The organism is Acinetobacter sp. ANC 4910 (assembly GCF_004331035.1).
GTDB lineage: Bacteria > Pseudomonadota > Gammaproteobacteria > Pseudomonadales > Moraxellaceae > Acinetobacter.
The window spans coordinates 98,369-121,921 of sequence record NZ_SJNT01000005.1; the positions used below are offsets into that span (position 1 = coordinate 98,369).

29 protein-coding genes are annotated in these 23,553 nt (G+C 42.4%); 20 read left to right on the forward strand and 9 right to left on the reverse strand.

Features of this window, described 5'->3' with window-relative positions:
- Window positions 1-101: 101 nt before the first annotated feature.
- Genes metX through E0H82_RS06850 form a run of 3 tightly spaced genes read left to right on the forward strand, consistent with a single transcriptional unit; the run spans window position 102 to window position 2,439 of the window.
- Complete coding sequence (gene metX, locus E0H82_RS06840; RefSeq protein WP_131263957.1) at window positions 102-1,262, forward strand: homoserine O-succinyltransferase MetX; 1,161 nt, start codon at window positions 102-104, stop codon at window positions 1,260-1,262.
- Window positions 1,262-1,855, forward strand: a complete 594-nt coding sequence (gene metW / locus E0H82_RS06845) for a methionine biosynthesis protein MetW (protein WP_116758625.1) — start codon at window positions 1,262-1,264, stop codon at window positions 1,853-1,855. The genes metX and metW overlap by 1 nt, the downstream gene beginning before the upstream one ends.
- Window positions 1,852-2,439: a tetratricopeptide repeat protein gene (locus tag E0H82_RS06850; protein ID WP_131263958.1), complete on the forward strand. Its 588-nt coding sequence runs from the start codon at window positions 1,852-1,854 to the stop codon at window positions 2,437-2,439. Before metW ends, E0H82_RS06850 begins: the two co-directional genes overlap by 4 nt.
- Window positions 2,440-2,482: 43 nt before the next feature.
- Here E0H82_RS06850 and E0H82_RS06855 read toward each other — a convergent pair whose 3' ends face one another.
- Window positions 2,483-2,923, reverse strand: coding sequence for a GNAT family N-acetyltransferase (locus E0H82_RS06855; RefSeq protein ID WP_323052912.1), 441 nt, complete (start codon window positions 2,921-2,923; stop codon window positions 2,483-2,485).
- A gap of 122 nt (window positions 2,924-3,045) precedes the next feature.
- Here E0H82_RS06855 and rdgB point away from each other — a divergent pair, with 122 nt between their 5' ends.
- On the forward strand, window positions 3,046-3,672 hold the full coding sequence (rdgB, locus tag E0H82_RS06860) for an RdgB/HAM1 family non-canonical purine NTP pyrophosphatase (RefSeq protein ID WP_131263959.1): 627 nt from the start codon (window positions 3,046-3,048) through the stop codon (window positions 3,670-3,672).
- Window positions 3,673-3,714: 42 nt separating this feature from the next.
- Here rdgB and E0H82_RS06865 read toward each other — a convergent pair whose 3' ends face one another.
- Window positions 3,715-4,593, reverse strand: coding sequence for a permease (locus E0H82_RS06865; protein WP_131263960.1), 879 nt, complete (start codon window positions 4,591-4,593; stop codon window positions 3,715-3,717).
- A 150-nt stretch (window positions 4,594-4,743) separates the two neighbouring features.
- Between E0H82_RS06865 and tatA the strand changes: the two genes are divergently transcribed.
- The 4 genes from tatA to E0H82_RS06885 all read left to right on the forward strand — a co-directional run bounded on the left by tatA (window position 4,744) and on the right by E0H82_RS06885 (window position 8,550).
- Window positions 4,744-4,962, forward strand: a complete 219-nt coding sequence (gene tatA, locus E0H82_RS06870) for a Sec-independent protein translocase subunit TatA (RefSeq protein WP_131263961.1) — start codon at window positions 4,744-4,746, stop codon at window positions 4,960-4,962.
- Window positions 4,963-4,980: 18 nt separating this feature from the next.
- A complete protein-coding gene (tatB, locus tag E0H82_RS06875) occupies window positions 4,981-5,445 on the forward strand; it encodes a Sec-independent protein translocase protein TatB (RefSeq protein ID WP_131263962.1) in 465 nt (154 codons plus the stop codon).
- Complete coding sequence (tatC, locus tag E0H82_RS06880) at window positions 5,442-6,218, forward strand: twin-arginine translocase subunit TatC (protein WP_131263963.1); 777 nt, start codon at window positions 5,442-5,444, stop codon at window positions 6,216-6,218. The genes tatB and tatC overlap by 4 nt, the downstream gene beginning before the upstream one ends.
- A 157-nt stretch (window positions 6,219-6,375) precedes the next feature.
- Window positions 6,376-8,550 (forward strand): PhoX family protein, encoded by a 2,175-nt coding sequence (locus tag E0H82_RS06885; RefSeq protein WP_131263964.1) that lies wholly within the window; start codon window positions 6,376-6,378, stop codon window positions 8,548-8,550.
- A gap of 39 nt (window positions 8,551-8,589) precedes the next feature.
- Here the strand turns inward: E0H82_RS06885 and E0H82_RS06890 are convergent, their stop codons facing one another.
- Window positions 8,590-9,384, reverse strand: coding sequence for an NRDE family protein (locus E0H82_RS06890; RefSeq protein ID WP_131263965.1), 795 nt, complete (start codon window positions 9,382-9,384; stop codon window positions 8,590-8,592).
- Between the two features lie 93 nt (window positions 9,385-9,477).
- Between E0H82_RS06890 and lgt the strand changes: the two genes are divergently transcribed.
- From lgt to E0H82_RS06905, 3 genes are all read left to right on the forward strand, one after another.
- Window positions 9,478-10,290 carry a prolipoprotein diacylglyceryl transferase gene (gene lgt, locus E0H82_RS06895; RefSeq protein WP_131263966.1) on the forward strand — a complete coding sequence of 271 codons (813 nt, stop codon included), beginning with the start codon at window positions 9,478-9,480 and terminating at the stop codon, window positions 10,288-10,290.
- Window positions 10,291-10,383: 93 nt separating this feature from the next.
- Complete coding sequence (locus E0H82_RS06900; RefSeq protein WP_131263967.1) at window positions 10,384-10,758, forward strand: hypothetical protein; 375 nt, start codon at window positions 10,384-10,386, stop codon at window positions 10,756-10,758.
- Window positions 10,759-10,766: 8 nt separating this feature from the next.
- Window positions 10,767-11,138, forward strand: coding sequence for a hypothetical protein (locus E0H82_RS06905; protein WP_131263968.1), 372 nt, complete (start codon window positions 10,767-10,769; stop codon window positions 11,136-11,138).
- A 97-nt stretch (window positions 11,139-11,235) separates the two neighbouring features.
- Here E0H82_RS06905 and E0H82_RS06910 read toward each other — a convergent pair whose 3' ends face one another.
- Window positions 11,236-11,745 carry a CHAP domain-containing protein gene (locus E0H82_RS06910; RefSeq protein ID WP_131263969.1) on the reverse strand — a complete coding sequence of 170 codons (510 nt, stop codon included), beginning with the start codon at window positions 11,743-11,745 and terminating at the stop codon, window positions 11,236-11,238.
- 339 nt (window positions 11,746-12,084) lie between these two features.
- Between E0H82_RS06910 and thyA the strand changes: the two genes are divergently transcribed.
- The 5 genes from thyA to msrA all read left to right on the forward strand — a co-directional run bounded on the left by thyA (window position 12,085) and on the right by msrA (window position 15,780).
- Window positions 12,085-12,927 carry a thymidylate synthase gene (thyA, locus tag E0H82_RS06915; protein ID WP_131263970.1) on the forward strand — a complete coding sequence of 281 codons (843 nt, stop codon included), beginning with the start codon at window positions 12,085-12,087 and terminating at the stop codon, window positions 12,925-12,927.
- 72 nt (window positions 12,928-12,999) lie between these two features.
- Window positions 13,000-13,512 (forward strand): dihydrofolate reductase, encoded by a 513-nt coding sequence (locus E0H82_RS06920; protein ID WP_131263971.1) that lies wholly within the window; start codon window positions 13,000-13,002, stop codon window positions 13,510-13,512.
- Window positions 13,513-13,535: 23 nt separating this feature from the next.
- Window positions 13,536-14,573 (forward strand): DUF4105 domain-containing protein, encoded by a 1,038-nt coding sequence (locus E0H82_RS06925; protein ID WP_131263972.1) that lies wholly within the window; start codon window positions 13,536-13,538, stop codon window positions 14,571-14,573.
- 110 nt (window positions 14,574-14,683) lie between these two features.
- Window positions 14,684-15,139 (forward strand): META domain-containing protein, encoded by a 456-nt coding sequence (locus tag E0H82_RS06930; protein WP_131263973.1) that lies wholly within the window; start codon window positions 14,684-14,686, stop codon window positions 15,137-15,139.
- 116 nt (window positions 15,140-15,255) lie between these two features.
- Entirely contained in the window at window positions 15,256-15,780 is a 525-nt protein-coding gene (gene msrA / locus E0H82_RS06935) for a peptide-methionine (S)-S-oxide reductase MsrA (protein WP_131263974.1), read from the forward strand.
- Between the two features lie 52 nt (window positions 15,781-15,832).
- Here the strand turns inward: msrA and E0H82_RS06940 are convergent, their stop codons facing one another.
- From E0H82_RS06940 to E0H82_RS06960, 5 genes are all read right to left on the reverse strand, one after another.
- Window positions 15,833-16,237, reverse strand: coding sequence for an ExbD/TolR family protein (locus E0H82_RS06940; RefSeq protein ID WP_131263975.1), 405 nt, complete (start codon window positions 16,235-16,237; stop codon window positions 15,833-15,835).
- The gene (locus E0H82_RS06945) at window positions 16,237-16,860 is read right to left on the reverse strand and encodes a MotA/TolQ/ExbB proton channel family protein (protein ID WP_131263976.1); all 624 of its coding nucleotides are present in this window, start codon (window positions 16,858-16,860) and stop codon (window positions 16,237-16,239) included. The genes E0H82_RS06940 and E0H82_RS06945 overlap by 1 nt, the downstream gene beginning before the upstream one ends.
- A gap of 19 nt (window positions 16,861-16,879) precedes the next feature.
- On the reverse strand, window positions 16,880-17,653 hold the full coding sequence (locus E0H82_RS06950) for an energy transducer TonB family protein (protein ID WP_131263977.1): 774 nt from the start codon (window positions 17,651-17,653) through the stop codon (window positions 16,880-16,882).
- Between the two features lie 216 nt (window positions 17,654-17,869).
- Entirely contained in the window at window positions 17,870-18,736 is an 867-nt protein-coding gene (gene purU, locus E0H82_RS06955) for a formyltetrahydrofolate deformylase (protein ID WP_026440903.1), read from the reverse strand.
- An 80-nt stretch (window positions 18,737-18,816) separates the two neighbouring features.
- Window positions 18,817-19,509: a TetR/AcrR family transcriptional regulator gene (locus tag E0H82_RS06960; RefSeq protein WP_131263978.1), complete on the reverse strand. Its 693-nt coding sequence runs from the start codon at window positions 19,507-19,509 to the stop codon at window positions 18,817-18,819.
- A gap of 116 nt (window positions 19,510-19,625) precedes the next feature.
- On the opposite strand from E0H82_RS06960, the gene E0H82_RS06965 reads away from it, so the two are divergent.
- The 4 genes from E0H82_RS06965 to E0H82_RS06980 all read left to right on the forward strand — a co-directional run bounded on the left by E0H82_RS06965 (window position 19,626) and on the right by E0H82_RS06980 (window position 23,503).
- Window positions 19,626-21,074: a coniferyl aldehyde dehydrogenase gene (locus tag E0H82_RS06965; RefSeq protein ID WP_131263979.1), complete on the forward strand. Its 1,449-nt coding sequence runs from the start codon at window positions 19,626-19,628 to the stop codon at window positions 21,072-21,074.
- 161 nt (window positions 21,075-21,235) lie between these two features.
- Window positions 21,236-21,472 (forward strand): 50S ribosomal protein L28, encoded by a 237-nt coding sequence (gene rpmB, locus E0H82_RS06970; RefSeq protein ID WP_000048256.1) that lies wholly within the window; start codon window positions 21,236-21,238, stop codon window positions 21,470-21,472.
- Window positions 21,473-21,484: 12 nt separating this feature from the next.
- Window positions 21,485-21,640, forward strand: a complete 156-nt coding sequence (gene rpmG / locus E0H82_RS06975; protein WP_003654787.1) for a 50S ribosomal protein L33 — start codon at window positions 21,485-21,487, stop codon at window positions 21,638-21,640.
- A 144-nt stretch (window positions 21,641-21,784) separates the two neighbouring features.
- A complete protein-coding gene (locus E0H82_RS06980) occupies window positions 21,785-23,503 on the forward strand; it encodes a cation:proton antiporter (RefSeq protein ID WP_131263980.1) in 1,719 nt (572 codons plus the stop codon).
- Window positions 23,504-23,553 lie beyond the last annotated feature (50 nt).

The window sequence follows — 23,553 nt, forward strand, 5'->3', positions numbered from 1 at the left end:
GGATTAACAATATTCATTAGCACTAAAATGACTTTAGAAGGATACCCTCAAGTGGTATCCTTTTGTTTATTGTTCTAAAAAATTTAAGGCGAAGTATTTCTGTGTCTTTTCCAGCTGACTCAGTGGGTCTCGTAACCCCACAAAAGTTCCAATTCGAAGAGCCGTTAGAACTAGAATGTGGTCGTGTTTTACCACGTTTCGAAATGATGGTTGAAACCTACGGCACACTCAACGCAGATCACTCGAATGCCATTCTGATTTGTCACGCCTTATCGGGACATCATCATGCGGCTGGCTATCATCATGAAGATGATAAGAAAGCAGGTTGGTGGGATGCCTGTATTGGCCCTGGAAAAGCAATTGATACGTCTAAATTCTTTATTATCTCCTTAAATAACATTGGGGGCTGTAACGGTTCGACAGGTCCAACTTCGCCAAATCCTGAAAATGACAATCGTCCTTATGGGCCAGATTTTCCTTTAGTGACCGTGCGTGACTGGGTTAAAACCCAAGCCATGCTCTCTGATCGTTTAGGTATTCAGACTTGGTATGCCGTTATTGGTGGTTCTTTGGGTGGCATGCAGGCTTTACAATGGTCGGTTGATTATCCTGAGCGTTTACAAAAATGCGTGATTATTGCCAGTGCTCCCAAACTATCCGCACAGAATATTGCCTTTAACGAAGTGGCACGTCAGTCGATTTTGTCTGATCCTGATTTCCATCAAGGTCGTTATTTGGAACATGACAGCTATCCAAAACGCGGTTTAATTTTGGCTCGTATGGTCGGTCATATTACCTACCTATCTGAAGAAGCGATGAAACAAAAATTTGGTCGTGACTTAAAGTCGGGCAAATTTATGTACGGCTTTGATGTCGAATTCCAAGTCGAAAGTTATTTGCGTTATCAAGGTGAACAGTTCAGTCGTAACTTTGATGCCAATACGTATCTTATTATGACCAAGGCACTGGACTATTTTGATCCGTCGCGTGAATATGAACATTCATTGACCCAAGCGATGTCTCAGACCCAATGTCAATTCTTAGTGGTGTCGTTTACCACGGACTGGCGCTTTACTCCTGAACGCTCACAAGAAATTGTGGATGCACTCATTAGTAATCACAAGCCTGTGAGCTACTTGGATATTGATGCTGAACAAGGCCATGATTCATTCTTGTTCCCGATTCCGCTTTATGTAAAATCATTACGTGCATTTTTAGGTGGTGAAGAACAGCTTAAATCTACCGCTAAGGAGGCTGTGTAATGCGTATCGATCACCAACTCGCTGAAGCATGGATTAACCCCAACTCCAAAGTCCTCGATTTGGGCTGTGGTGATGGTGAATTGTTAGCTCACATGAGCAAACAGCACAATATTCGTGCATATGGCTTAGAAATTGATCAGGAAAAGATTGCAATTGCGATCAGCCGAGGGTTAAATATTATTCAGCAGGACTTAAATTTAGGTTTAAGTCGCTTTGCCGACCAGTCTTTTGACTATGTGGTCATGGCACAAGCTTTGCAAGCTGTAGATGCGCCTGACGTATTATTACGTGATATGGTGCGTGTGGGGAAACAGGCGATTATTACTTTTCCAAACTTTGCACATTGGAAGACCCGTTCTTTCTTGGCTTTGAAAGGAATGATGCCAGTTTCAGAAGCATTACCTTATATGTGGTATAATACTCCAAACATCCACTTATGTACTTTTCGAGATTTTGAAGCACTTTGTGCAGAAAACAACATCCGAATAATTAATCGACTCGCCGTGAATGGGGATCAGCAAGGTAGTTTACTTAGTAAACATATCCCAAATCTGTTTGGTGAAGTCGCAATTTATCGAGTGAGCGCGCTATGAAAAAATTATTATTAAGCACACTAGTTTTTGGACTTTTTAGCATTCAGTCTCATGCTGAGTACGTTTCGCCATCTACTTCCATTTCTAGTCAAGCTGCCCAATATTCAACCATGGATATTGATAACTTAATTAAAGCTGCAAAAGCAGGTCAACCTGCTGCACAGTTCTACTTAGGCACCAAATACCAAACGGGTAAAGACGTCAAGCAAGATGACCGTCAAGCTTTTGCTTGGTTTAAAGCTGCTGCTGATCAGGGCTTATCCCCTGCACAGTTAAATGTAGGTCGTATGTATGCCGATGGCGTTGGGGTTGCCAAAAGTGAAACTTTGGCTCGCCAATACTTTGAAAAGGCAGCCAGCCATGGTGACAACCGTGCCAGCTTTAACCTTGCCATGATGGAAGAGCAAAAGAAAAACTACATTGGTGCTTACCAATGGTATGAACTTTCAACGCGTGATGGCATGCTCGACAATAAAGTCATTACCATGTCAGAAGGCAAAAAAACGGCTTTGGCAGCCAACTTGACTCAAGACCAGATTCGTTTGGCACGTGACCGTGCAGACAAATGGATTCAGGCGCAATAATATTGCACTGACTCTAGATAGCACCTTCGGGTGCTTTTTTATTTTAGGCAGTTGTATTTTTTTGCATCATCACAAACCTTAAACCATGTGCTTCAATCACCTCTGACACAGCCTTAAAGCCAAATTTTTGATAAATAGGTTGTGCATAACAACTTGAATTTACACTTATTACAGTGATATTTTCCTGTAGTTCAGCCACAACAGAATTCCACAGTTTTCGACCAATGCCCTGCTTTTGTACCGAGGTATCTACAAAAAAATGTACGAGATGGGCGGGTTCTTTATAAGCAATGATGCCTAAAATTTTTTCATTCTGTTCATAGACATAATAATGAACCTGTTGCGTGTCTAATAATTTTAAAATGGTGGCTGAAGAAAATTTTTCTTCACCTTCATGACTTATGGCAAAGTCGGCAATATAAGGTTGAATTAATCTCTCAATTTGTTCTAAATCTGCATGGGTGGCTGGGCGAATCATATTCATTTATCTCTTGTTCTTATTCAAAATCAGCTGTTGGTTTTAATCTTCATGGATTATGCTGCTTTTATACAATCTAATTCAGTTAAAATATAGACCTTTATTTTCAATTCATGAGCACCAATACAATGTCTGCAAATGCGTGGTTATCTCAAGGCACATTAGTGCTTGCCAGTAACAACAAAGGTAAAATTGCTGAATTTGAGAAACTTTTTGCCGAACTTCAACTCCCAGTCAACGTTGTACCGCAAGGTCAACTGAATATTGAAGATGCTGTGGAAGACGGGCTCAGTTTTATTGAAAATGCCATTATTAAAGCCCGCCATGCCAGCCGTATTTCAGGTAAACCCGCGATTGCTGATGACTCGGGTATTTGTGTCCCAGTTTTAGATGGCGCACCAGGCATTTATTCAGCCCGTTTTGCAGGTGAACATGGCGATGATGCTGCCAACAACCAAAAGCTGTTAGAAAAATTAAAACCACTGCGTAAAGAGGGTGAAACTGTTGAAGGCATGTTCGTTTGCGTATTAGCGCTGGTACAACACGCCGAAGATCCACTCCCACAAATTTTCCAAGGCATTTGGAAAGGTGAAGTGCTCGAAGCTGAACGAGGTGAAAATGGTTTTGGCTATGACCCACTGTTTTGGTTACCCGAGTTAGGGCTTTCAAGTGCAGAAATGAGCAAAGAAGAAAAAAATAAAATCAGCCATCGTGGCCAAGCCATGCAACTTTTTAAACACAGTTTAGAAAAGTAACTGAGACTTTTTGCTCTCTCTTTAGGGAGAGCAAGAACCTTTTTACATAAACAAATGCAATAACACGCCATACAGGCTGACTACAACACAACTGACAATTGTCCCCGAAGCGATATATTTTGCTGACGTTCCTGTTCCCTGATAATGCGTTTCTAAAGCCACAATATTTGCCGCAGGTGGCAAACAAAATAATAAGAACATGACCCCAATCGATTGTTCAATATGGGGTATAGGCAAAAAGCGATACGCCAACCCACATAAGACTAAACCACAAAGTAATTTCAAGCCTGCGGTTTGCGTACTTTGCCATAAATCTGCTCTATGAACTTTGGTGTGCCTGAGCCACATGCCCAACACACACATGCCTGAAAAGGTCATGCCCAACTTTGCAGCAGAATATATCCAGTCAATGCCGTGCTGTTGTAGCCAGTGCTGTATACCCAACAACCAAAACAATACAGCCAAACTTAAAGCAACGATTGGGGGTGAATACACGACTTTTTTCAGAATAATACTGAGTGGCTGAGGTGTATCACTCACGGCAGTGACTGCCCAGAGGTTGCCAAAAATCGAACCACCGACATACAACGCCACCATGGCAGGACTGATTTCCGTGCCGAATAACGCAATCGCGAAAGGAAAGCCTAGCCACGCCATATTGACATAACTAAAGCACAAAGCACTCAACTTATTCTGTGAAAAATAGAGGAAAAAATAAAACAATAGAACAGCGACGCCAAAGCTAAACAACATCAGACTAAGGCTACCTGGCTGATAAAACACCATGTTGTAAATAATCACGATAGGGATAAAACAACGGGCCATAAGACTGGACAATCCAGTTTTTAACTTCGAAGCAAGAGGTGTGGTTGCAAGCATTAAACCTGTTAAAAATGCCAATAACGGCAACAGCAAAGCCACATCGATATTCCTTGAAATTTCACCAAAATATCATAGCACCCATCGGACTTTTTTCCAGAAATCCCGTGTCTTTAAATTGCAATCCTATCGTCACACGCCTGTCATGTTGAACTGTTGAGATATGACATAAATAAAAAAGAGGAAATAAATATGGCGGGTTTATCGATTTGGCATGTATTGATTTTTGCAATTGTTGTGATCTTACTGTTTGGTACGTCTAAACTGAAAAACTTAGGCAAAGATGTCGGCGGTGCTATCAAAGACTTTAAAAAGTCGGTTAAAGAAGATGAGACAACCTCCACACTCAATCAACCACGTACTTTAGAACATCCCAGTACGGCGGAAGTTAAATCATCAACACGATCATAAGCCACAGGTATTTACCCTATGCTCAATATTGGAATGACTGAACTGTTGACCTTCGGCATCATTGCATTATTGGTGCTGGGGCCAGACAAACTGCCCGAAGCGGCACGTTTTGCAGGTAAATGGTACGGTAAATTCAAACGCATGATCAGCAATGTACAGAATGATATAGACCGTGAATTACGCATGTCTGAACTGCGTGAACAAATGCAAAATGAGATGAAACGTATTCAAGAACTTGAGCTAAAAATGCAGGCTCAGATGCAGGAATTACAACAACAAAACCATAGCGCGATCGAACAACAACAGCAAAACAGCGTTACCGAAAATAAGAATCTATTTTTGACTTATATTCCACTCACACAGCAAAAATATTCAATGCTGTATCGGCACCGATTACTTTCGGTAGTGCCCTGCACAAATAAAATGGGGGCTTCTGTAGTGAGTTCTATCGAGCAATTGCCTGAATTAAAGGTGGCGGTATGAATATAGAATCCAGTCGCTTGCCAAGTTCATTACAGCAAGACCAAGCAGCACTAGAAGAAATGCCAATCACTAAACATCTGGTCGCATTAAGACAGCATTTGTTCAAAGTTGTCGGTTTATTGATTGTGCTATTCTTCTGCTTATTGCCTTTTGCCAATCATACCTATCAGCTCATGTCCGAGCCATTGCGCGCGCAGTTACCCATTTCATCGTCCATGATTGCGACAGATGTCACCGCAACCTTTATGGCACCTTTTAAGCTGAACTTTTTTGTGGCGCTGATGCTAGCCATGCCGTTTATTTTTTATCAAATCTGGGCATTCATTAAACCCGCACTGTATGAAAAAGAAAAAACGCTCGCACTGCCCTTATTGGTCGGTAGCATTGGTTTATTCTACGCAGGAATTGCCTTTGCCTACTACTTGGCTTTGCCCTCAATCTTGCATTTCTTTATGAGTGTAACGCCTGAAACGGTTGCACCTATGACCGACATCAACAGCTATCTCACTTTCTGTTTAAAACTGTTTCTGGTCTTCGGTCTGACTTTTGAAATTCCAGTGATTACTTTATTGCTGATTTTGATTGGCTTGGTCTCCACACAGCAGTTGGTGGAAAAACGGCGTTTTATTGTGGTTGGATGTTTCTTCGTTTCCATGTTCGTCACACCACCCGATGCCTTATCTATGATTATGCTGGCAGTTCCCATGTGGATCCTGTTCGAGTTGGGCTTATTTTTTGGAAAACTCATTGAAAAGAAAAGAAGTATTGCATAAAGGCAATCGCTTTAACTCAGCAGACTTCGGTCTGCTTTTTTTTCATCAAAATGACTTCATTTTTTCACCAGATTTTCACTATTTGGTAAAAGTCTTGTCACATTAATTCCCTAAGTTAATGACAACTTTATAACTTATTGATGAATTAGGAAAAATCATGACCGATTTGATGCCATATCACGAAGATCAAGAACTAGATAATAATACCTCTGATAATGCTCACTTCCGTGACATCTTAGAACAGCGTATGACACGCCGCAGCCTTATTGGTAAAACTGCAAGTGGTGCTGTCGCACTCGCATTGGCATCCTCATTAACCGCGTGTAGTGACGATGATAACGATAATGCAACACCGCCAACCACACCTGTAGATCCGAATAAAAAACCAACAGAACTCACCTTCTCTGTGGTGAATAAAAACTTAGATGATATTGTAACTGTACCAGAAGGCTATCAAGCGACTGTCCTCTATGCAGTTGGCGATTCGATCAATCCAAGCTATGCCGATTGGGATGACAACAATATTCCTTCAGGTCCAAGCTTCCAGTTCCGTTCTGGAGACTGCCATGACGGTATGCACTATTTTGGTTTAAGCAGTAGCAGCAAATTTGATGACACAGTGTCGACGGAAGGTTTGCTGGTGATGAACCACGAATATATCAACCAAACGTTCCTGCATCCTACAGGTGCCACTAAAGTGGATGGTCGCCGCCCAGAAGACGAAGTCATTCGTGAAACCAATGCACATGGCGTATCCGTTGTGCATATTAAAAAAGACAGTGCTACACAAAAAGTAGAGATTGTAAAAAACTCACTCTTTAACCGTCGTATTACTGCATCAACAGTCATGGATTTTGCGGGTGCCGCAGCAAATTCAGATTGGGTCAAAACCAAGTTCTCTCCTGTGGGCAAGCAAACCCGCGGTACGCACAACAACTGTGGTAATGGCTATACTCCTTGGGGCACCTACCTCACCACGGAAGAAAACTTTATTGGTTATTTTGCGCGTAGTGCAACAGATGATGCCAACCGTACTGCAGCCGAAATTGTCGCACTGAAACGCTATGGTCTAAAAGCAGGTTCAAGCTCACGTTATGGCTGGGAAACTGCACTCGGACAAGTTGAATCGCAAGATCTGTATGACCGTTGGAATGCCAGTGTCGTGGCAGATCAGGCGACAGCAGACTATCGTAATGGACCGAACACTTTTGGTTGGATGGTCGAAATTGATCCCTTTGACCGTGGTCAAAACCCTGTAAAGCGTACGTCTCTAGGTCGTTTTGCCCATGAAGACAGTGCTTGCCGTGCAGTACAAGGTGAACCTTTAGCCTTCTATATGGGCGATGATTCACGCGGCGAATACATCTATAAATTTGTTTCCACTGCCAACTGGGACAATAAAGATGTCAATGGTGGTTATACCGCTGGTGACAAATACATGAATAACGGCACTTTATATGTCGCCAAATTCAACAGTGATGGTTCAGGTCAGTGGTTAGAACTTAGTTATGGTAAGAATGGTTTAGATACCTCAAACAGCATCTATCCATTTAGCTCACAAGCTGATGTTGTGACTTTTGCGCGTCTTGCAGCCGATGCAGTGGGTGCAACAAAAATGGACCGTCCTGAGTGGGCAACCGTGAACCCTGTAAATGGTGAAGTTTACGTTACCCTAACCAACAACTCGAAGCGTGGACTTGACTATCCAACAGATGCTGCCAACCCACGTAACTATAGCGACCCAGAAGGTGGTAAAGGGAACGTCAATGGTCACATTATTCGCTTTAAAGAAACCGACAGTAAAACCACAGCGACAGCCTTCACTTGGGACATCTACCTGTTTGGTTCGGAAGCTGCTATGGCTGCCAACATCAACTTGTCAGGCTTGACGGATAATAATGATTTATCTTCACCAGATGGCATGTGGTTTGACCCACGTGGTGTATTGTGGATTCAAACTGATGATGGTGCCTACACAGACGTCACCAACTGCATGATGTTAGCAGCGTTGCCGGGACAAATTGGCGATGGTGCAGCAACCACAGCCATCAATGGTCAGGCCACCATTGCGGGTGCTCAAGTCACGGATAAGACCTTACGTCGTTTCTTGGTGGGACCAAAAGAGTGTGAGATTACAGGGATTGCCATGACACCTGATTACAAAGCCATCTTCATTAATGTACAGCATCCGGGTGAAGATTCGGCCAGCTATGATGCAGCAACCAGCCATTGGCCAGCAACGCAAACTAATCCAGGCAACAGCACGGCACGTCCACGCTCTGCAACAGTTGTCATTACCCGTAAAGATGGCGGTGTCATCGCGGGTGCATAATCCAAAACTAAAAAAATGCCGACGTGATGTCGGCATTTTTTATGCGTCTTCACAGCCCATGAAAGGCGAGTGTATTTGCACGATCTGTCCTTGCACTTCGCCTTGTTGTGATTTTTCCATCCAGTTCCAACCGCTGTTACTCATTCTCAAGAAATTAGAGCAACGGGTCCCATAGGCAGGACTCTGAATAAAGGTGGAAGACAAGAGTGCCTCCATCTCAGGGCTAATGCCCGTATCTGGTAAAAGCTCAGGAATAATTTTCCGTTCATCTTCCAGAATATCCCATACCGCATATTGCAGTTCCGCTTCTGAACTTTCTCTACGTTGTAACATCGGCAATAATTCTTGGGTAAAGCGTTTACGCAAATGCCGAGTTTTTTCCCAATGCTCTGTCATCAAGCCATTCGACACCACATACACGCCTTTTGCGAGTACTTGCGGTGCTTCACCACGATTACTCATATAAATCGCCTGTTCCCGATCTCCCAAAAACAAATTAAAACCTGCATATTCGCGTTGTTGCTGTTCTAGCTGTTTTGCAAAGCGAATCGGTGCCAAATCTGATTCTAAAAATGCTTGGACCAAATGCCCACGTGAAGTTGGATAGCTCTGCTGATCTCGTCCATCACGAAAATTGGTCACAATGGCCCAACGACCTGTTGGTGTTACGCCCATCCAAGTCCCGCCCGATTGCAGATCTTTGCCTGCGATGACGGGGCTGTTTGACCATATCGATAAGGCCTGCGTTGGACGATGATAGAACTCATCTCGGTTTGAAATTAGGCATAACGGCGTTTGCTCTAAAATATGCCATGCGAGTACCACAATACACATAAATTTTGCTCTATATCTTTACACATTGAATGTACAACATTTTTCATTGTATTCCGCTAAAATCTCTATAAAACATAATGACTAGGAACAGGAATGCTCACCTATCCAAATATTGACCCGATTGCGATCTCATTGGGTCCCTTACAAGTCCATTGGTATGGACTGATGTACTTATTGGCTTTCCTTTTTGCATGGGGACTCGCCACGTATCGTGCCAAACTCAGAACAGGCTGGACCTCAGATATGGTCTCTGATCTGATTTTTTACGGCGCGCTTGGGGTCGTGATTGGTGGTCGTGTCGGTTATGTATTCTTTTATGGCTTTGAACAATTTCTTGCTAATCCATTGTGGTTATTCCAAGTCTGGACTGGGGGAATGAGTTTCCACGGTGGTTTTCTTGGGGTAATGATTGCCATGTTACTCTGGTGCAAAAAGTATCAAATGACATGGTTCCAGACCTTAGACTTTATTGCGCCGTGTGTCCCAACAGGCTTGATGTTTGGTCGTATTGGTAACTTTATTGGCGGTGAACTGTATGGTCGCCCTGTCTCTGACCCTAACTTTGCACTGGGAATGATTTTTCCAACTGACCCTTTGCAACTGGTTCGCCACCCTTCTCAGCTTTACCAAGCGCTATGTGAAGGGCTGATTCTGTTTATTGTCCTATGGTGGTTCAGCTCTAAACCACGTCCCCGTATGGCGGTATCTGCACTATTCTTAATTGGCTATGGTATTGCACGCTTTGTGGTCGAGTTCTTCCGCGAACCTGACAATGGTCAATTGTTTATTGCATGGATGAGTAAAGGTCAATTCTTAACTATTCCGATGATTCTGATTGGTATCTGGATGCTCTGGTATGCCTACCAGAAGAAAGTCTACGATTGGGGCCCCCTTAAAAATAATTAATTCTGTACTTCTTTACCCTAGAGTACGATCCGTGCGTCGTGCTCTAGCATGTGCTAAAGTTTAAATTCTCTTGCTACCTCCCTCTTAAAATCTATGCTCGAATTCTGGTTTGATCCCAAAATCGCTGTATTCAAAAAACTGGCACTGTTTGTTCTGATTGGCTTAGTGACCGCGGGGCTGTATTGGATGCAACCCTTAACACTCGACGCAATTTTAATGTTCATGGGAACAGGGATTGTGTTTCTGATCTGTCGTTATTGCAAAATCCACTTTGCTAGCGCTCATCCTACTGGGCTCCTATATCGTTTATTTACCTGGATTCCATTAGCACTACTTTTAGCACTGATTTTTATGCATCTTAAATCAGGGGACATTCTCATTCCTGGCGCGCAAGGTATTGGCTTCATGGCATTGTCTATCTGCCTGTTTTCGCCGCTATCACTGCTCAATCAACATAAGCAGGATTAAACCCATTGATGCTCGAATTTTGGTATTCCGAACGCTGTAGCCGTGAAATCAAATTGCTCAGCAGCATTGTGGTGTGTAGCGCTATTTATTTCTGCTCCAGCATTGCTCAACTTGCACCGCTCTGGGTGGGATTAAGTCTGATATTGGGCGTTTTGATTCATGTCCTGTTTACACAATATCTGAAATTGGCAACTTCACATCCTTATCGAATCACGCTTCGCAATGGAATTTATATATTCCAATTGTTTGCGCTTTTAAGCTTGGCGTACATATTACCAGAACAGCATAAATGGGTGCTGTGGTTACAATGCATTGGCTTTCATGCTCTTGGATTGTTTTTGGTTTCAATTTATAGCAACCGCGCCAAACGTCATGCTTAGCGTCACCATCAAAGAGTGGATCGAATATCCCTTAAATAAAAAGACCGTTTATCTGTAGTAAATAAACGGTCTTTTTATCTGCTCATTACAGTTTGGTTTAGTGATCTAAGCGGTAATAGCTGTATTGCACATTGGCATTTTTATAAACGGCATAACCTGTCTGTTTAAAATCAGATACCCAACCAGAACCTGAATAACCTGCAATATGCCCATAAGTATGACCTTGAGTACGGTCAATAATATAGATATCACCTTTTTTCGGTTGGTCAAAGGATGGACTAATACGACGGTAACCGAGTCGTTCTAGTGTATTACCCCAATCTGCGGCAGCAACTGGGTGGCTTTGTACATTTGCACCAGCAGACTGCAACGCAAGACGAATACTTTTGGCACATTTCTGGGTACTGGTACGACGCGTAATGCCACTGAGTTTCTGCGTAAATTTATCAATATCAATACGCTGTGCATTGCTCGAAGTATAATTACGACTACGTTCGGTGTTCATGCGTTTATTATCAGGTTTTTGTTGTGCATTGGAACGAATAATGATTTGTGTTTCGGCAGGAGCATGAACATCACTCATACCCGTATTAACATCATAAATCATCTTTAAACCTCTAACTTCTTACATCAGACACACAAATCTTCGAGCGCTGATAGTAGCCCGTGAAATTTAATTTTTCAGGCGTAAAATGTAAAAAAATATAAATATGTAAACAAAGCGTTGCTAATTGCTTATTTTTACGGCGTTTATGCAATAGATTCTTATCATCTTATTGATTAAATTTTAACCAACACCCAAACCTGTATGATTCATCATCTGCGCTACATTTTTATCGTTTCTATCTTATTTTGGGTATAATCGACCGCAGAAATTAGATTTGACTCTGGATGGATAACTACAAATCTGTAGCAACTTATCCGCCATTTTTTGTTTGAGAATTTTATGAAAACGTATTTAGACCTACTACAACACATCCTCGATCACGGTGGTGATAAAGGCGACCGTACTGGTACAGGTACGCGCTCGGTATTTGGTCATCAAATGCGTTTTGACCTGAATCAAGGCTTTCCTTTACTGACCACCAAAAAAGTTCATTTTCGCTCAATTGTGATTGAATTGTTGTGGTTCCTCAAAGGGGATACCAACGTAAAGTATCTACAAGACAACAAAGTCAGCATTTGGGATGAATGGGCAACCGCAGAACAAACGGCTCGTTTCGGTCGCCCTGAAGGGGAACTCGGTCCTGTCTATGGCCATCAATGGCGAAACTTTGGTGCAACCAAACTCGAAAATGGACTGTATGCGCGAGATGGTTTTGACCAAATTTCATGGTTGATCAATGAAATTAAAACCAATCCCAATTCACGCCGCTTAATTGTGTCGGGTTGGAATCCACAAGAAGCAGGACAAGTCGCATTACCACCATGCCATACCCTGTTCCAGTTCTTTGTCCAAGATGGCAAATTATCTTGCCAGTTATATCAACGTAGTGCCGATGTGTTCTTAGGCGTGCCATTTAACATTGCCAGCTATGCCTTACTGACGCATATGGTGGCGCAAGTGTGTGGTTTAGGCGTTGGCGATTTTGTTTGGACAGGGGGCGATACGCATCTCTATACCAACCATTTTGAACAAGCCAGACTACAACTGAGCCGTGAACCTTTAGGCCTGTGCCAATTAAAACTAAATCCTGAAATTCAAGATATCTTCGATTTCAAATTTGAAGACATTGAAATTGTCGGCTATGAGTCACATCCAGGCATTAAAGCTCCTGTAGCGGTATAAGTCTTAAGGTCAATGCTTCCTTCAATTTGGAAGCATCTTTTTTCAAAGCATCATTCGTCAGGTAAGTAATTCATGGCATTCCAAAATTTAGAAGTTGTACATGTTGTAGCAATGGATCAGCAACGTTGTATTGGTAAAGGGAATGATTTGCCTTGGCATATTCCAGCCGATCTCAAGCATTTTAAAGCCATCACGCAAGGTGGTGTGGTGGTGATGGGACGTAAAACCCTAGAGTCGATGGGACGCACCTTACCCAAGCGTGTGAATTGGGTGATTACCCGTGATCCAGATTGGTCATTTGAAGGCACCAAAGTGGCTTATAGTATTGAAGATGCACTAAGCCAAGCGGTTTCAGATGTACAAGCCTCAGAAAAACCTGAGAGCATTTTTATTATTGGCGGTGGCGAAATCTTTAAGCAAACCATGACTATTGCAGACCGTCTGGAATTGACCCATGTTGAACTTGATGTACAAGGCGATGCATATTATCCTGAAATTCCAGCTGAATTTAAAAAAGTAAGCTCAGAAAAACAACAAGATGAAAATACTGGGATTGTATTTGAGTTTGCAACCTATACCAAATAACCCTTCACAATGAGTGGCTGAGCATGCAGCAAAAAGGATCAGGTACATTGTTGTTCAAAACGCTGCAATGGCTGATCCACTGTATTTTCAGCCTGTTTGTACTGTTATCTTCAATTTGGCTGTGCCTCGCGCTCTGGATTCAGCAGCCTATTCACCCTATTGTGACCTATGCCCTAATTTTAGCGTGGGCTTGCTTTTCTCTGAGTATCTTAGACATTTATTTTAGCCAGCATCTCATCAGTCGTAATAAAGATATTTTGCTGTATATGTTCGGCTTTGTTTTGGCACTGGGTTGGTACTTTGGCTTAGAAGCTCGACAAGACCGTGATTGGAACCCTGAAGTCTCGCGTCTGCTGAGTTATCAAATTAACGGGCATCAAGTCACTTTACACAATGTTCGAGACTTTCACTGGCATGCCGATGGCAGTTATAGCGCTGCATGGCAAACGCGAGTTTTAGATTTAAATCAAATTACAGGGGTTAATATTATTGCCTCTTATTGGACGGGCCCACAGATTGCCCATACTTTGGTCAGTTTTGATTTTTCCGATGCGGACCCACTTACATTTTCCATCGAAATTCGTAAAGAAAAAGGCGAAGAGTTTTCAGCAATCGGGGGATTTTTTCGAAAATATGAACTGAATTTAGTGGCGTCCAATGAAACCGACATCATTTACACCCGTAGCAATATTCGCCATGAGCAAGTCTATTTTTTCCCCACTAAGATGTCAAAAGCACAAAGCCAAGCCCTGTTTCTTGAATATCTGAACAAAGCCAGTGAATTGGCGCAACAACCCAAATGGTATAATACACTCAGCAGTAACTGCACCACGCTGGTGTTTGACATGATTCAAGAAGTTACGCAAAAACCGCTGCCTGTAGATTATCGCCTATTGGCTTCAGGTTATTTACCCAATTATCTCTACGATTTAAATGCAATTTCACACAGTTACAGTATGCGGGAATGGTATCGTCAAGCGCATGTAAACCCAAAGGTAAAATCTTTAAATTCAATCCAAAATTATTCTCATGCCATTCGGCAAGGATTACCGAATCATTAATTTTTCACCACACACTCAAATACGCCAGAATAAATACGATATTCAACTGGAAATTTAAACATAGTTTGTTTATAAATTAAAAATAAAGTTAAAAAAACTGGAAATACAACATGTTAAAAAAAACTTTAAGTGTTGCCCTACTCGGGTCTGCATTGCTTTTTGCAGGCTGTCAATCCACTCCAAGCTCCTCTGCTGCTGAGGTCAATAGTTTAAAAATGCTTCAAAACCGCACCTGGATTGCGACTCAAATTGGAGCTCAAAGCATTAAAACCAATCCAAGTGCCCGTAATATTCCAGCACTACAGTTCGATGAAGCAACTCAACGTGTTTCTGGTGCAGATGGTTGTAACCGTCTGATGGGAAGCTATCAAGCGACAGGTGACACGCTGGTATTTTCACAAATGGCTTCGACCAAAATGGCGTGTATTGATAACACCATTCCGAATCAATTCAGCACCGCACTAGCGAACGTGACCAATTATCAAGTGTATAACAACACGCTCAAGTTACTGGATCGTCATGGCAATCTATTAATTGAATTTACCAGAGCAAAACAACCGCGTTAGTTTTTCTTGATCGGGGTCTGTATTACAGACCTTTTTCATTTTTACAACCAACATTACATCTGTGTGCCACAAAATTCGCTTATCGTGGTCATTCATATTCAAAAGAGGAAAAATTCATGCAACAAGCATTATTGGGTGGAGGCTGCTTTTGGTGTGTCGAAGCAGTATTTCTTCAATTAAAAGGCGTGACTCGAGTGGTCAGTGGGTATGCAGGTGGCATCACTGAAAATCCGAGCTATGAAGACATCTGTCGAGGAGATACAGGACATGCCGAAGTGATTCTAATCGACTTCGATGAAAGCCAAATTCAATACTCGCAATTGCTTGAAGTATTTTTTGCTACGCATGACCCAACCACGTTAAACCGCCAAGGCAATGATATTGGTACGCAATATCGCTCAGTGATTTATTACTTCAACCCAGAGCAGCAACAAGCAGCAGAACGAATCATTCAGGAATTAAAAGCCCAAGGCATCAATATTGTCACTGAAGTGCCCCCTGCACCACAGTTTTACCCTGCCGAAGAGTATCATCAAAATTACTTTGCTCGGAATCCGACTCAAGGTTACTGTAATTTTGCCATTCCGCCGAAACTTTTAAAACTGCACAGCAAGTTCCAAGCACTGCTGAAAACTGAATAAGTCAGCAATAAAAAAGCGACCAATATGGTCGCTTTTATCGCATCATCAATGCTTAATTTTCACTGACAAAAGCAATATCACTGAGTCCGGCTTCACTCGCACGTGACATCACTTGTGCAACAGTATCATAACGTGATTCTTTATCTGCACGTAACTGTACGGTTGGCTTCTGTGCGGCTTGACCTGCCTCATTAAAACGAGTCTGCAACTCATCTAGACTAATAATTTGGTCATTCCACGCCACTTCACCATTGGCATTAATACTGACTGTAATTGCTTCAGGCGGTGGATTAACAATATCCGCAGTGGTTTTTGGCAAGGTTAATGGAATTGATGGGTTGGCAACGGTCGCAGTCACCAAAAAGATGATCATCAATACCAACATAATATCGATGAGCGGAATGAGATTCATCTCATTCATGCCCGAATCGTTGTCTTCACCCAATTGAAAAGCCATTAAGCTTGACCTCCAACTAAACCTTGTTGTGTCGCTTTCACTTCAACTTTTTGCGTTGTTGTTTCTTGCTGCAACATGGTATCAATCAATAAGCTGTGTGCTTGATCTTGCAGTTCATTTGACAAAGTACGGTTGGCACGTACACAAATGTTGTACGCCAATACCGCAGGAATCGCAACGGCTAAACCTAAACCCGTCATGATCAGGGCTTCACCTACAGGGGTTGCCACTTGAGCTAAACCTGCTTGACCACTTTTACCAACAGCAACCAGAGCGTGGAAAATTCCCCAAACCGTACCAAATAAACCAACGAAAGGACCAATCGAAGCAATTGTACCTAAAACAGAGATTCCTTTTTCTGCATTGGCTTTTTCTACAGAAATTTGACGCAATAGCGCTTGTTCTGCAACTGCTTTACGCTGTTCAAAACTTAGAGGTGCCAATTTCGCTTTCAGCTTAGTGAGTGCTGCTGCAAGTTGAGCATGTGCTTGTTGTTTAAGTTGGCGTGTGCCCATCAGACGTAAAATAAAAATCGTCCATGTTGCGATAGACATTGCCAATAATACGAAATACAGGGTTTTACTCACCGCATCCGCATGTTGCCAATAAACTGAAAAGTTCATACTCGAACTCCTAAAATAGTTAGCCGTTAGGATTCAATGTCAATTCAAATGGTTGTTGTGCTCGAATAGGGTAAGCAACTCCATTTTCCTTGTACGGTTTGAATTTTGCATTACGCACAGAGCGTAAAATCTTTTCATCTAAAGCGGAAACACCTGTCGACTTGGTCACACGCGCATTAGTAATTTTGCCCTTCTCATCGGCCTCAATGAGGATGATGATGCTACGGGTCTCACCCTTTAAGTCACTATTGCTATAACTTGGCTTTGGCGAACGACTCCATTGCACCCCTGAACCACCAATTGAAACACTTTTGGTTGTTGGTGTTGGTGCAGCTTTCTCCACCACAGGCTGAGCCACAGGTGCAGGTCTACTCACTACTTTGGTTTCGACCACTGGAGTACTCACCACGGCTGGTTTCTGCGGCTGTACGGTAGGCTGTGTAACAGGTTTGACAGTTTCTGCTTTTTTAACTTGTTGAACTTTTTCCACCTTCTTCGGAGGTTGTGGCTGAGGTTTTTCCACCACTTTTACTTCCTTTACTTCTTTTGGCTTTGGCTGTTCTTTTTTCGGTTCAGCTTTCGGCTTTGGCGGTAAAGGCTTTGGTTGTTCTTGAATTTTGACAAATCGTACTTTTAATGGCTCTTTTTCCACTTTAGGGAGTTCAGGCGCTTTCATTTGGCTGACCGCCCACAATACCCCAACATGCCCAATGGCAACTGCAATTAAGGCTGAGATGATTTTCTTTTTCATCGGATTAGGAGCTTGCATAGCGGGGGTAGAAATTTGACTCATTAGAATCTGTGACCTAAAAGAAGCGACTGCTCACGACAGTTTAATCGTGGATTTAACAATCAAGCTCATCGGTTAGTACAATTAAAGTATCGCAATAATAAATGAGAAGTGTTTTCATTTGCAACTATTAATTTCACTGTTTTAATGAGTTTTTTGAATCAAAATAAAAAAAGGACCGTTAAAAAACTGGTCCTTTTTCGCATAGGCTGAAAATAGTTATTGGAAAACAACTGTTTTATTGCCATCGACAATAATGCGGTCTTCTAAATGCCATTTTACTGCACGTGCCAAAACATTACGTTCAACGTCTTGACCCAATTCACGCAATTGCTCAACGGTAAAGTCATGGTTCACACGCTCAACATCCTGCTCAATAATTGGACCTTGGTCTAAATCAGCAGTCACATAATGAGCCGTAGCGCCAATCAGCTTCACGCCTTTCTCATGTGCTTGTTTGTATGGATTTGCCCCGACAAAAGCAGGTAAGAACGAATGGTGAATATTGATGATTTTCATTTCCCAGTGCTTCACAAACTCTTCATCCAGAATTTGCATATAACGCGCTAAAACAAGTAAATCATTGCCTTGCATCAATTCATCAATTTTGGCGTAGGCTTCGCGTTTGTTTTCTTTAGTCACTGGAACCACTTCAAACGGAATGCCGAAGTTTTCCACAGCTTCACGTAAATCAGGATGATTCGAAACAACCTTAGTGATTTCACATGGTAAGCCGCCACGCGCATGACGCCATAACAATTCAAGTAAAGCGTGGTCGACTTTAGAGACTAAAATACCCACTTTTTTCACATCGCTAACCAAGGTCAAACGCCATTGCATGGCGTAGCGCTCTGCAACGTTTACCGCAAAAGTTTGGATCAAGCTTTCTTTGCGTGTTTGCAAATGGTCTAATTCAAACTCAACACGCATGAAATAACGCCCGCCCGAAGCTTCCGTTGCGTATTGATCAAGTGCGGTAATATTTGCTCCCTGATGATACAAAAAGCTCGATACAGCCTGCACGATCCCCGGCTTATCTTCACAAGTAATCAGTAAGCGCGCTGTGTTAGCAGTTGTCATGTTCATGTTGGTTCTTGTTACACCTAATTTAAATAGCCGAGTATTCTAGCGCGTTTTACACGCTGACTAAATAGCTGGTTTCAGCTTCAATTGTTTTTCGCAAGTGAGAGACTGGCAAATAGCTCTGAAGGGCCAAAACTTTCCAGTAATCGCTCATAGGTTTCACGGCTTTCGCCACGCAAATAAGCCCCCTCAAGGAACACCATTTGACGTAAGGCTTGCCAAACCCACTTTTCTTCCAGATGGTTAGAGTCACTGATGTGCCCCGACATATATAAGAAGTTGGTCCAGTTGGTCAGTACAATCCACAAATTAATGACCAAGGCCTCAATTTCTGAAGACGTCATTTGCATTAAACCTGCATCTACAAAGGCTTGATAAATTTTCTGGCCTTGTTGCATGACCTGCCCCGCAAAACGTGGGTACATTTTGCGAAAATCTTCATTATTTTCAACCAAATGGTAAACATCTCGATGCAAAAAGCGATAAGCCCACAACTGGTTACTTAAGACTTGGAAATAACTAATTTTGTCATTTACGTCCAAAGCACGATCATCAGGTAATGCGAGCATTTCCAGTGTTTCTTTCTGGTACTGCTCCATCAACTCTTTAATAATTTCGTTTTTATTGCGAAAGTGGTAATACAAATTGCCTGGGCTCATCCCCAATTCAGCAGCAATATGATTGGTCGTGACCGAGCGTTCACCACGTTCATTAAACAACTGCAAACTCAATTGCAAAATGCGTTCTTTGGTTTTCACCGTTTTGGAGTGAGACATCCTAAAGTAACCATATATTCAATGGGTTAGAAAACTAACACAGTAAGTGACTTGACTATTTAGAGCATTTGCTCTAAAAAATTAATTATCCGCTTTAATGTAACTGGTAACGCGTCATGAACAGTCAAACAAAAACAACAGCAATGACACCGCATGCTTTTGAGCTTCAATACTTACACGACGTACTTGAACAACAAAAGCATGCTTACCAACGTTATCCTTTACCAACAGCAAAGGAACGTATTGATCGTTTAGCACGGCTTAAGCGTATCTTGGTTAAGTACCAAGATCAATTCGCTGAAGCAATCAACCTCGATTATGGTAACCGTTCTATCGCCGAAACCAAAATCGGTGAATTACTCACTTGCCTAGAGCAGATTAAATATTATAGCAAGCATTTAGCAAAATGGATGAAGCCCTCCAAGCGACACGTCGGAATCATCCATCAACCTGCTAAAGCTTGGGTGCAATATCAACCTTTAGGCATCATCGGTATTATTGCACCTTGGAACTATCCTTTATTGCTTTCGGTTGGCCCTCTCATTTGTGCTTTGGCTGCTGGCAACCATGCCATGATTAAAGTTTCAAGTTCATCCAGTAATTTTGGTCGTGTATTGGAACTGGCTTTATCTGAAATTTTCCCACAAGAGTTGGTAGCCGTGATTAATGGTGGTGGCAGCATTTCAGATGCCTTTAGCCATCTGGCTTTTGATAAAATTATATTTACAGGCTCAACCAACGTTGGCAAAACCGTGATGGCAGCCGCTTCAGAAAATTTAGTCCCTGTGATTCTGGAACTAGGCGGTAAATCCCCTGTCTTGGTTCATCCATCAATTGATTTAGAAGATGTCGCACAGCGAATTGCTGTCGGAAAACTATGGAATGCAGGTCAAACCTGTGTGGCGCCAGATTTTATGTTCCTGCCCAAAGGTAAAACTCAGGAATTTATTGAAAAGTTTCAAGCTTGCGTTTTAGAGATGTACCCACATTTCAAAGATAATCAGGATTACACCTCTATTATTAATGACAAGCAATACCGACGTATTCAAGGCTATCTGGAAGATGCTCAAGCGCATGGTGCACAAATTATTGCCATTAACCCACTGCACGAAGACCTACACGAGGTGCGTAAAATTGCCCCAACAATCGTCGCAGGCGTCACACCAGACATGCAGATTATGCAGAATGAAATCTTTGGCCCGCTTTTACCGATCATGGAATATGATCAAATAGATGATGTAATCGACTTTATTAATAGCCGTCCTCGTCCACTTGCTTTATACTACTTCGACTTTGATCAGGCGCGTGCGGATTATGTCGCACAGCGTACCCATTCAGGGCATTTTGGACAAAACACGGTATTAACCCATGTTGCACAAGACGATTTACCATTTGGTGGCGTTGGTGCATCAGGAATGGGTAAGTATCATGGTCCAGAAGGTTTCTTCAGTTTGTCGCATGAACGGTCTATGATGTCGAATCCAAAGCTATACAGCTTTAAATACATCCTCCCACCGTTTAATAAGCCGATTCACAAATTGATTTTGAAAACTCTTCTTCGCTAAGTGATCAAGGCATGATCTATCGCGTTGGATCATGTCCCGTTTTATTAAAAATCGCTTGTCTTTTAAGCGCATTTTTGTTATAAAACGCCCCTTGAATGATTTCATCCGTTTACTTTTAATGACTAGCGCACAATCGGTGCTGTCTAGCAATGGAGTTCACCATGTCTAAGGTTTGCCAAGTTACCGGCAAGCGTCCAGTCGTTGGCAACAACGTCTCGCACGCCAATAACAAAACCAAACGCCGGTTCGAGCCGAACCTGCATCACCACCGTTTCTGGTTAGAAAGCGAAAAACGTTTCGTACGTCTTCGTTTAACCACTAAGGGTATGCGTATTATCGACAAATTGGGCATTGAAAAGGTTGTTGCTGACCTTCGTGCTCAAGGTCAAAAGATCTAAGGAGTCTGAACCATGCGTGATAAAATTCGCTTAGTTTCTACTGCTGGTACAGGTTATTTCTATACCACGACTAAGAACAAACGTACTATGCCGGAAAAAATGGAAATCAAAAAATTTGATCCAAAAATCCGTCAACACGTAATCTTCAAAGAAGCTAAAATTAAATAATTTTAGCTTCTTAAAAAAAAACGACCTAATCTTAGGTCGTTTTTTTTGCATTTTTTTTATGCATCTTGATAAACTTAAAACAATTTTTGGCATTCTTTGTGCTTATTTTCTTTTCACCCTTAACCTGTGTTTAAGGAGTTTTTAGTGCCACATAATGTAGATCTCATCATACTACTGGCTTTTGGGTTTGGGCTCGCACTTATTTTTGGTTACCTTGCTGCCCGTTTACGCCTCCCTCCACTGATTGGGTATTTAGTTGCTGGCATTATTCTTAGCCCAAATACCCCAGGAATTGTTGCAGACATTCAACTCGCCAACCAACTTGCCGAACTGGGTGTTATGTTCCTGATGTTTGGGGTCGGCATGCACTTTTCGCTGAATGATCTCTTACAAGTCCGACGCATTGCACTGCCTGGTGCCATTTTACAAATTGCCGTGGCAACGCTATTAGGACTTGGAGTTTCCATGCTTTGGGGATGGAGCTTTGGTTCAGCACTGGTATTCGGTCTAAGTTTATCGTGTGCCAGTACTGTGGTATTACTCAAAGCCCTAGGGGATCGAGGTCTACTCAATTCAGTCAATGGTAAAATTGCGGTGGGCTGGCTCTTGGTTGAAGATCTGGTCATGGTCTTGGTGTTGGTCTTACTCCCTGCAACAGCGGTATTGCTGGGTGGTGAATCCATAACTACTCACGGTGGCAATGATAATATTTGGCTCACCTTGGGACTGACGTTATTAAAAGTTGCTGGCTTCATTGCCTTTATGCTGATTGTAGGTAAACGTTTAGTACCCATGATTATGCAGGTGGTTGCGCGTTTGGGTTCTCGTGAGCTGTTTACCCTCACTGTAGTTGCTGCCGCTGTTTCGATTGCTTTTGGTGCCTATAAAGTCTTTGGCGTTTCTATGGCACTTGGCGCATTCTTTGCGGGTATGGTCGTCAAAGAATCCGACTTTAGCCATCGGGCCGAAGAAGAAACACTCCCTTTACGTGAAATCTTTTCCATCCTGTTTTTTGTTTCAGTCGGCATGCTGTTTGATCCACGCATTTTATGGGAACAGCCTGAACATGTCTTGGCGGTCGTTGCAATTATCATGATTGGTAAAACCATTGCAGCGATGGCACTGGTGCTGTTTTTCCGCTATCCGATCAATACTGCCCTAACCGTGGGTGCGAGTTTGGCACAAATTGGGGAATTCTCCTTTATTCTTGCCACGCTAGGGCTCTCGTTAAAACTGCTTTCGCTTGAAGGACAAAACTTGATTTTGGCAGGGGCACTCATTTCCATTACCTTAAACTCCTTTATTTTCTCTGCGATAGAACCGCTTCAAAACTGGATTCGCGAGCGCTCATCATTAGCACGCTTGCTAGAACGTAGTGGTGACCCTCTGGCAATGTTACCCGATGAAGTTTCACAAGATTATCTGCGTGATCAAGTGGTGATTGTCGGACATGGTGAAGTGGGACGACGCATCACCAAAACCCTGATGGCAGAAGACATTAAAGTGGTGATTGCAGAAGAAAACCGCGAAATCGTAGAAAACCTCCGTGAAAAAGGCATCGCTGCTGTCTCTGGTGTGGCGACCGAGCCTGGCGTACTGATTCAAGCCCATATTCAACATGCGCGATTATTGGTGCTATCACCTATGGATATTATTGATATCCATAAAATTGTTGATATTGCCAAAACCCTAAATCCGCAAATTCAGGTGCTGATTTGCGCGGAAAGCAAACAAGAAGCCGAAGTAATCCGTAAGGAAAACATTGGCGATGTGTATTTTGCCAAAGAAGAAATGGCCAAAAATATGAGCAATCATATTCTTAATCAAATTGAAATTGCACATCATCAAGCACCTAGCCATTAGGCTTTGCACTTCATCTTGAACATAAAAAAAGCGCACTTCATGTGCGCTTT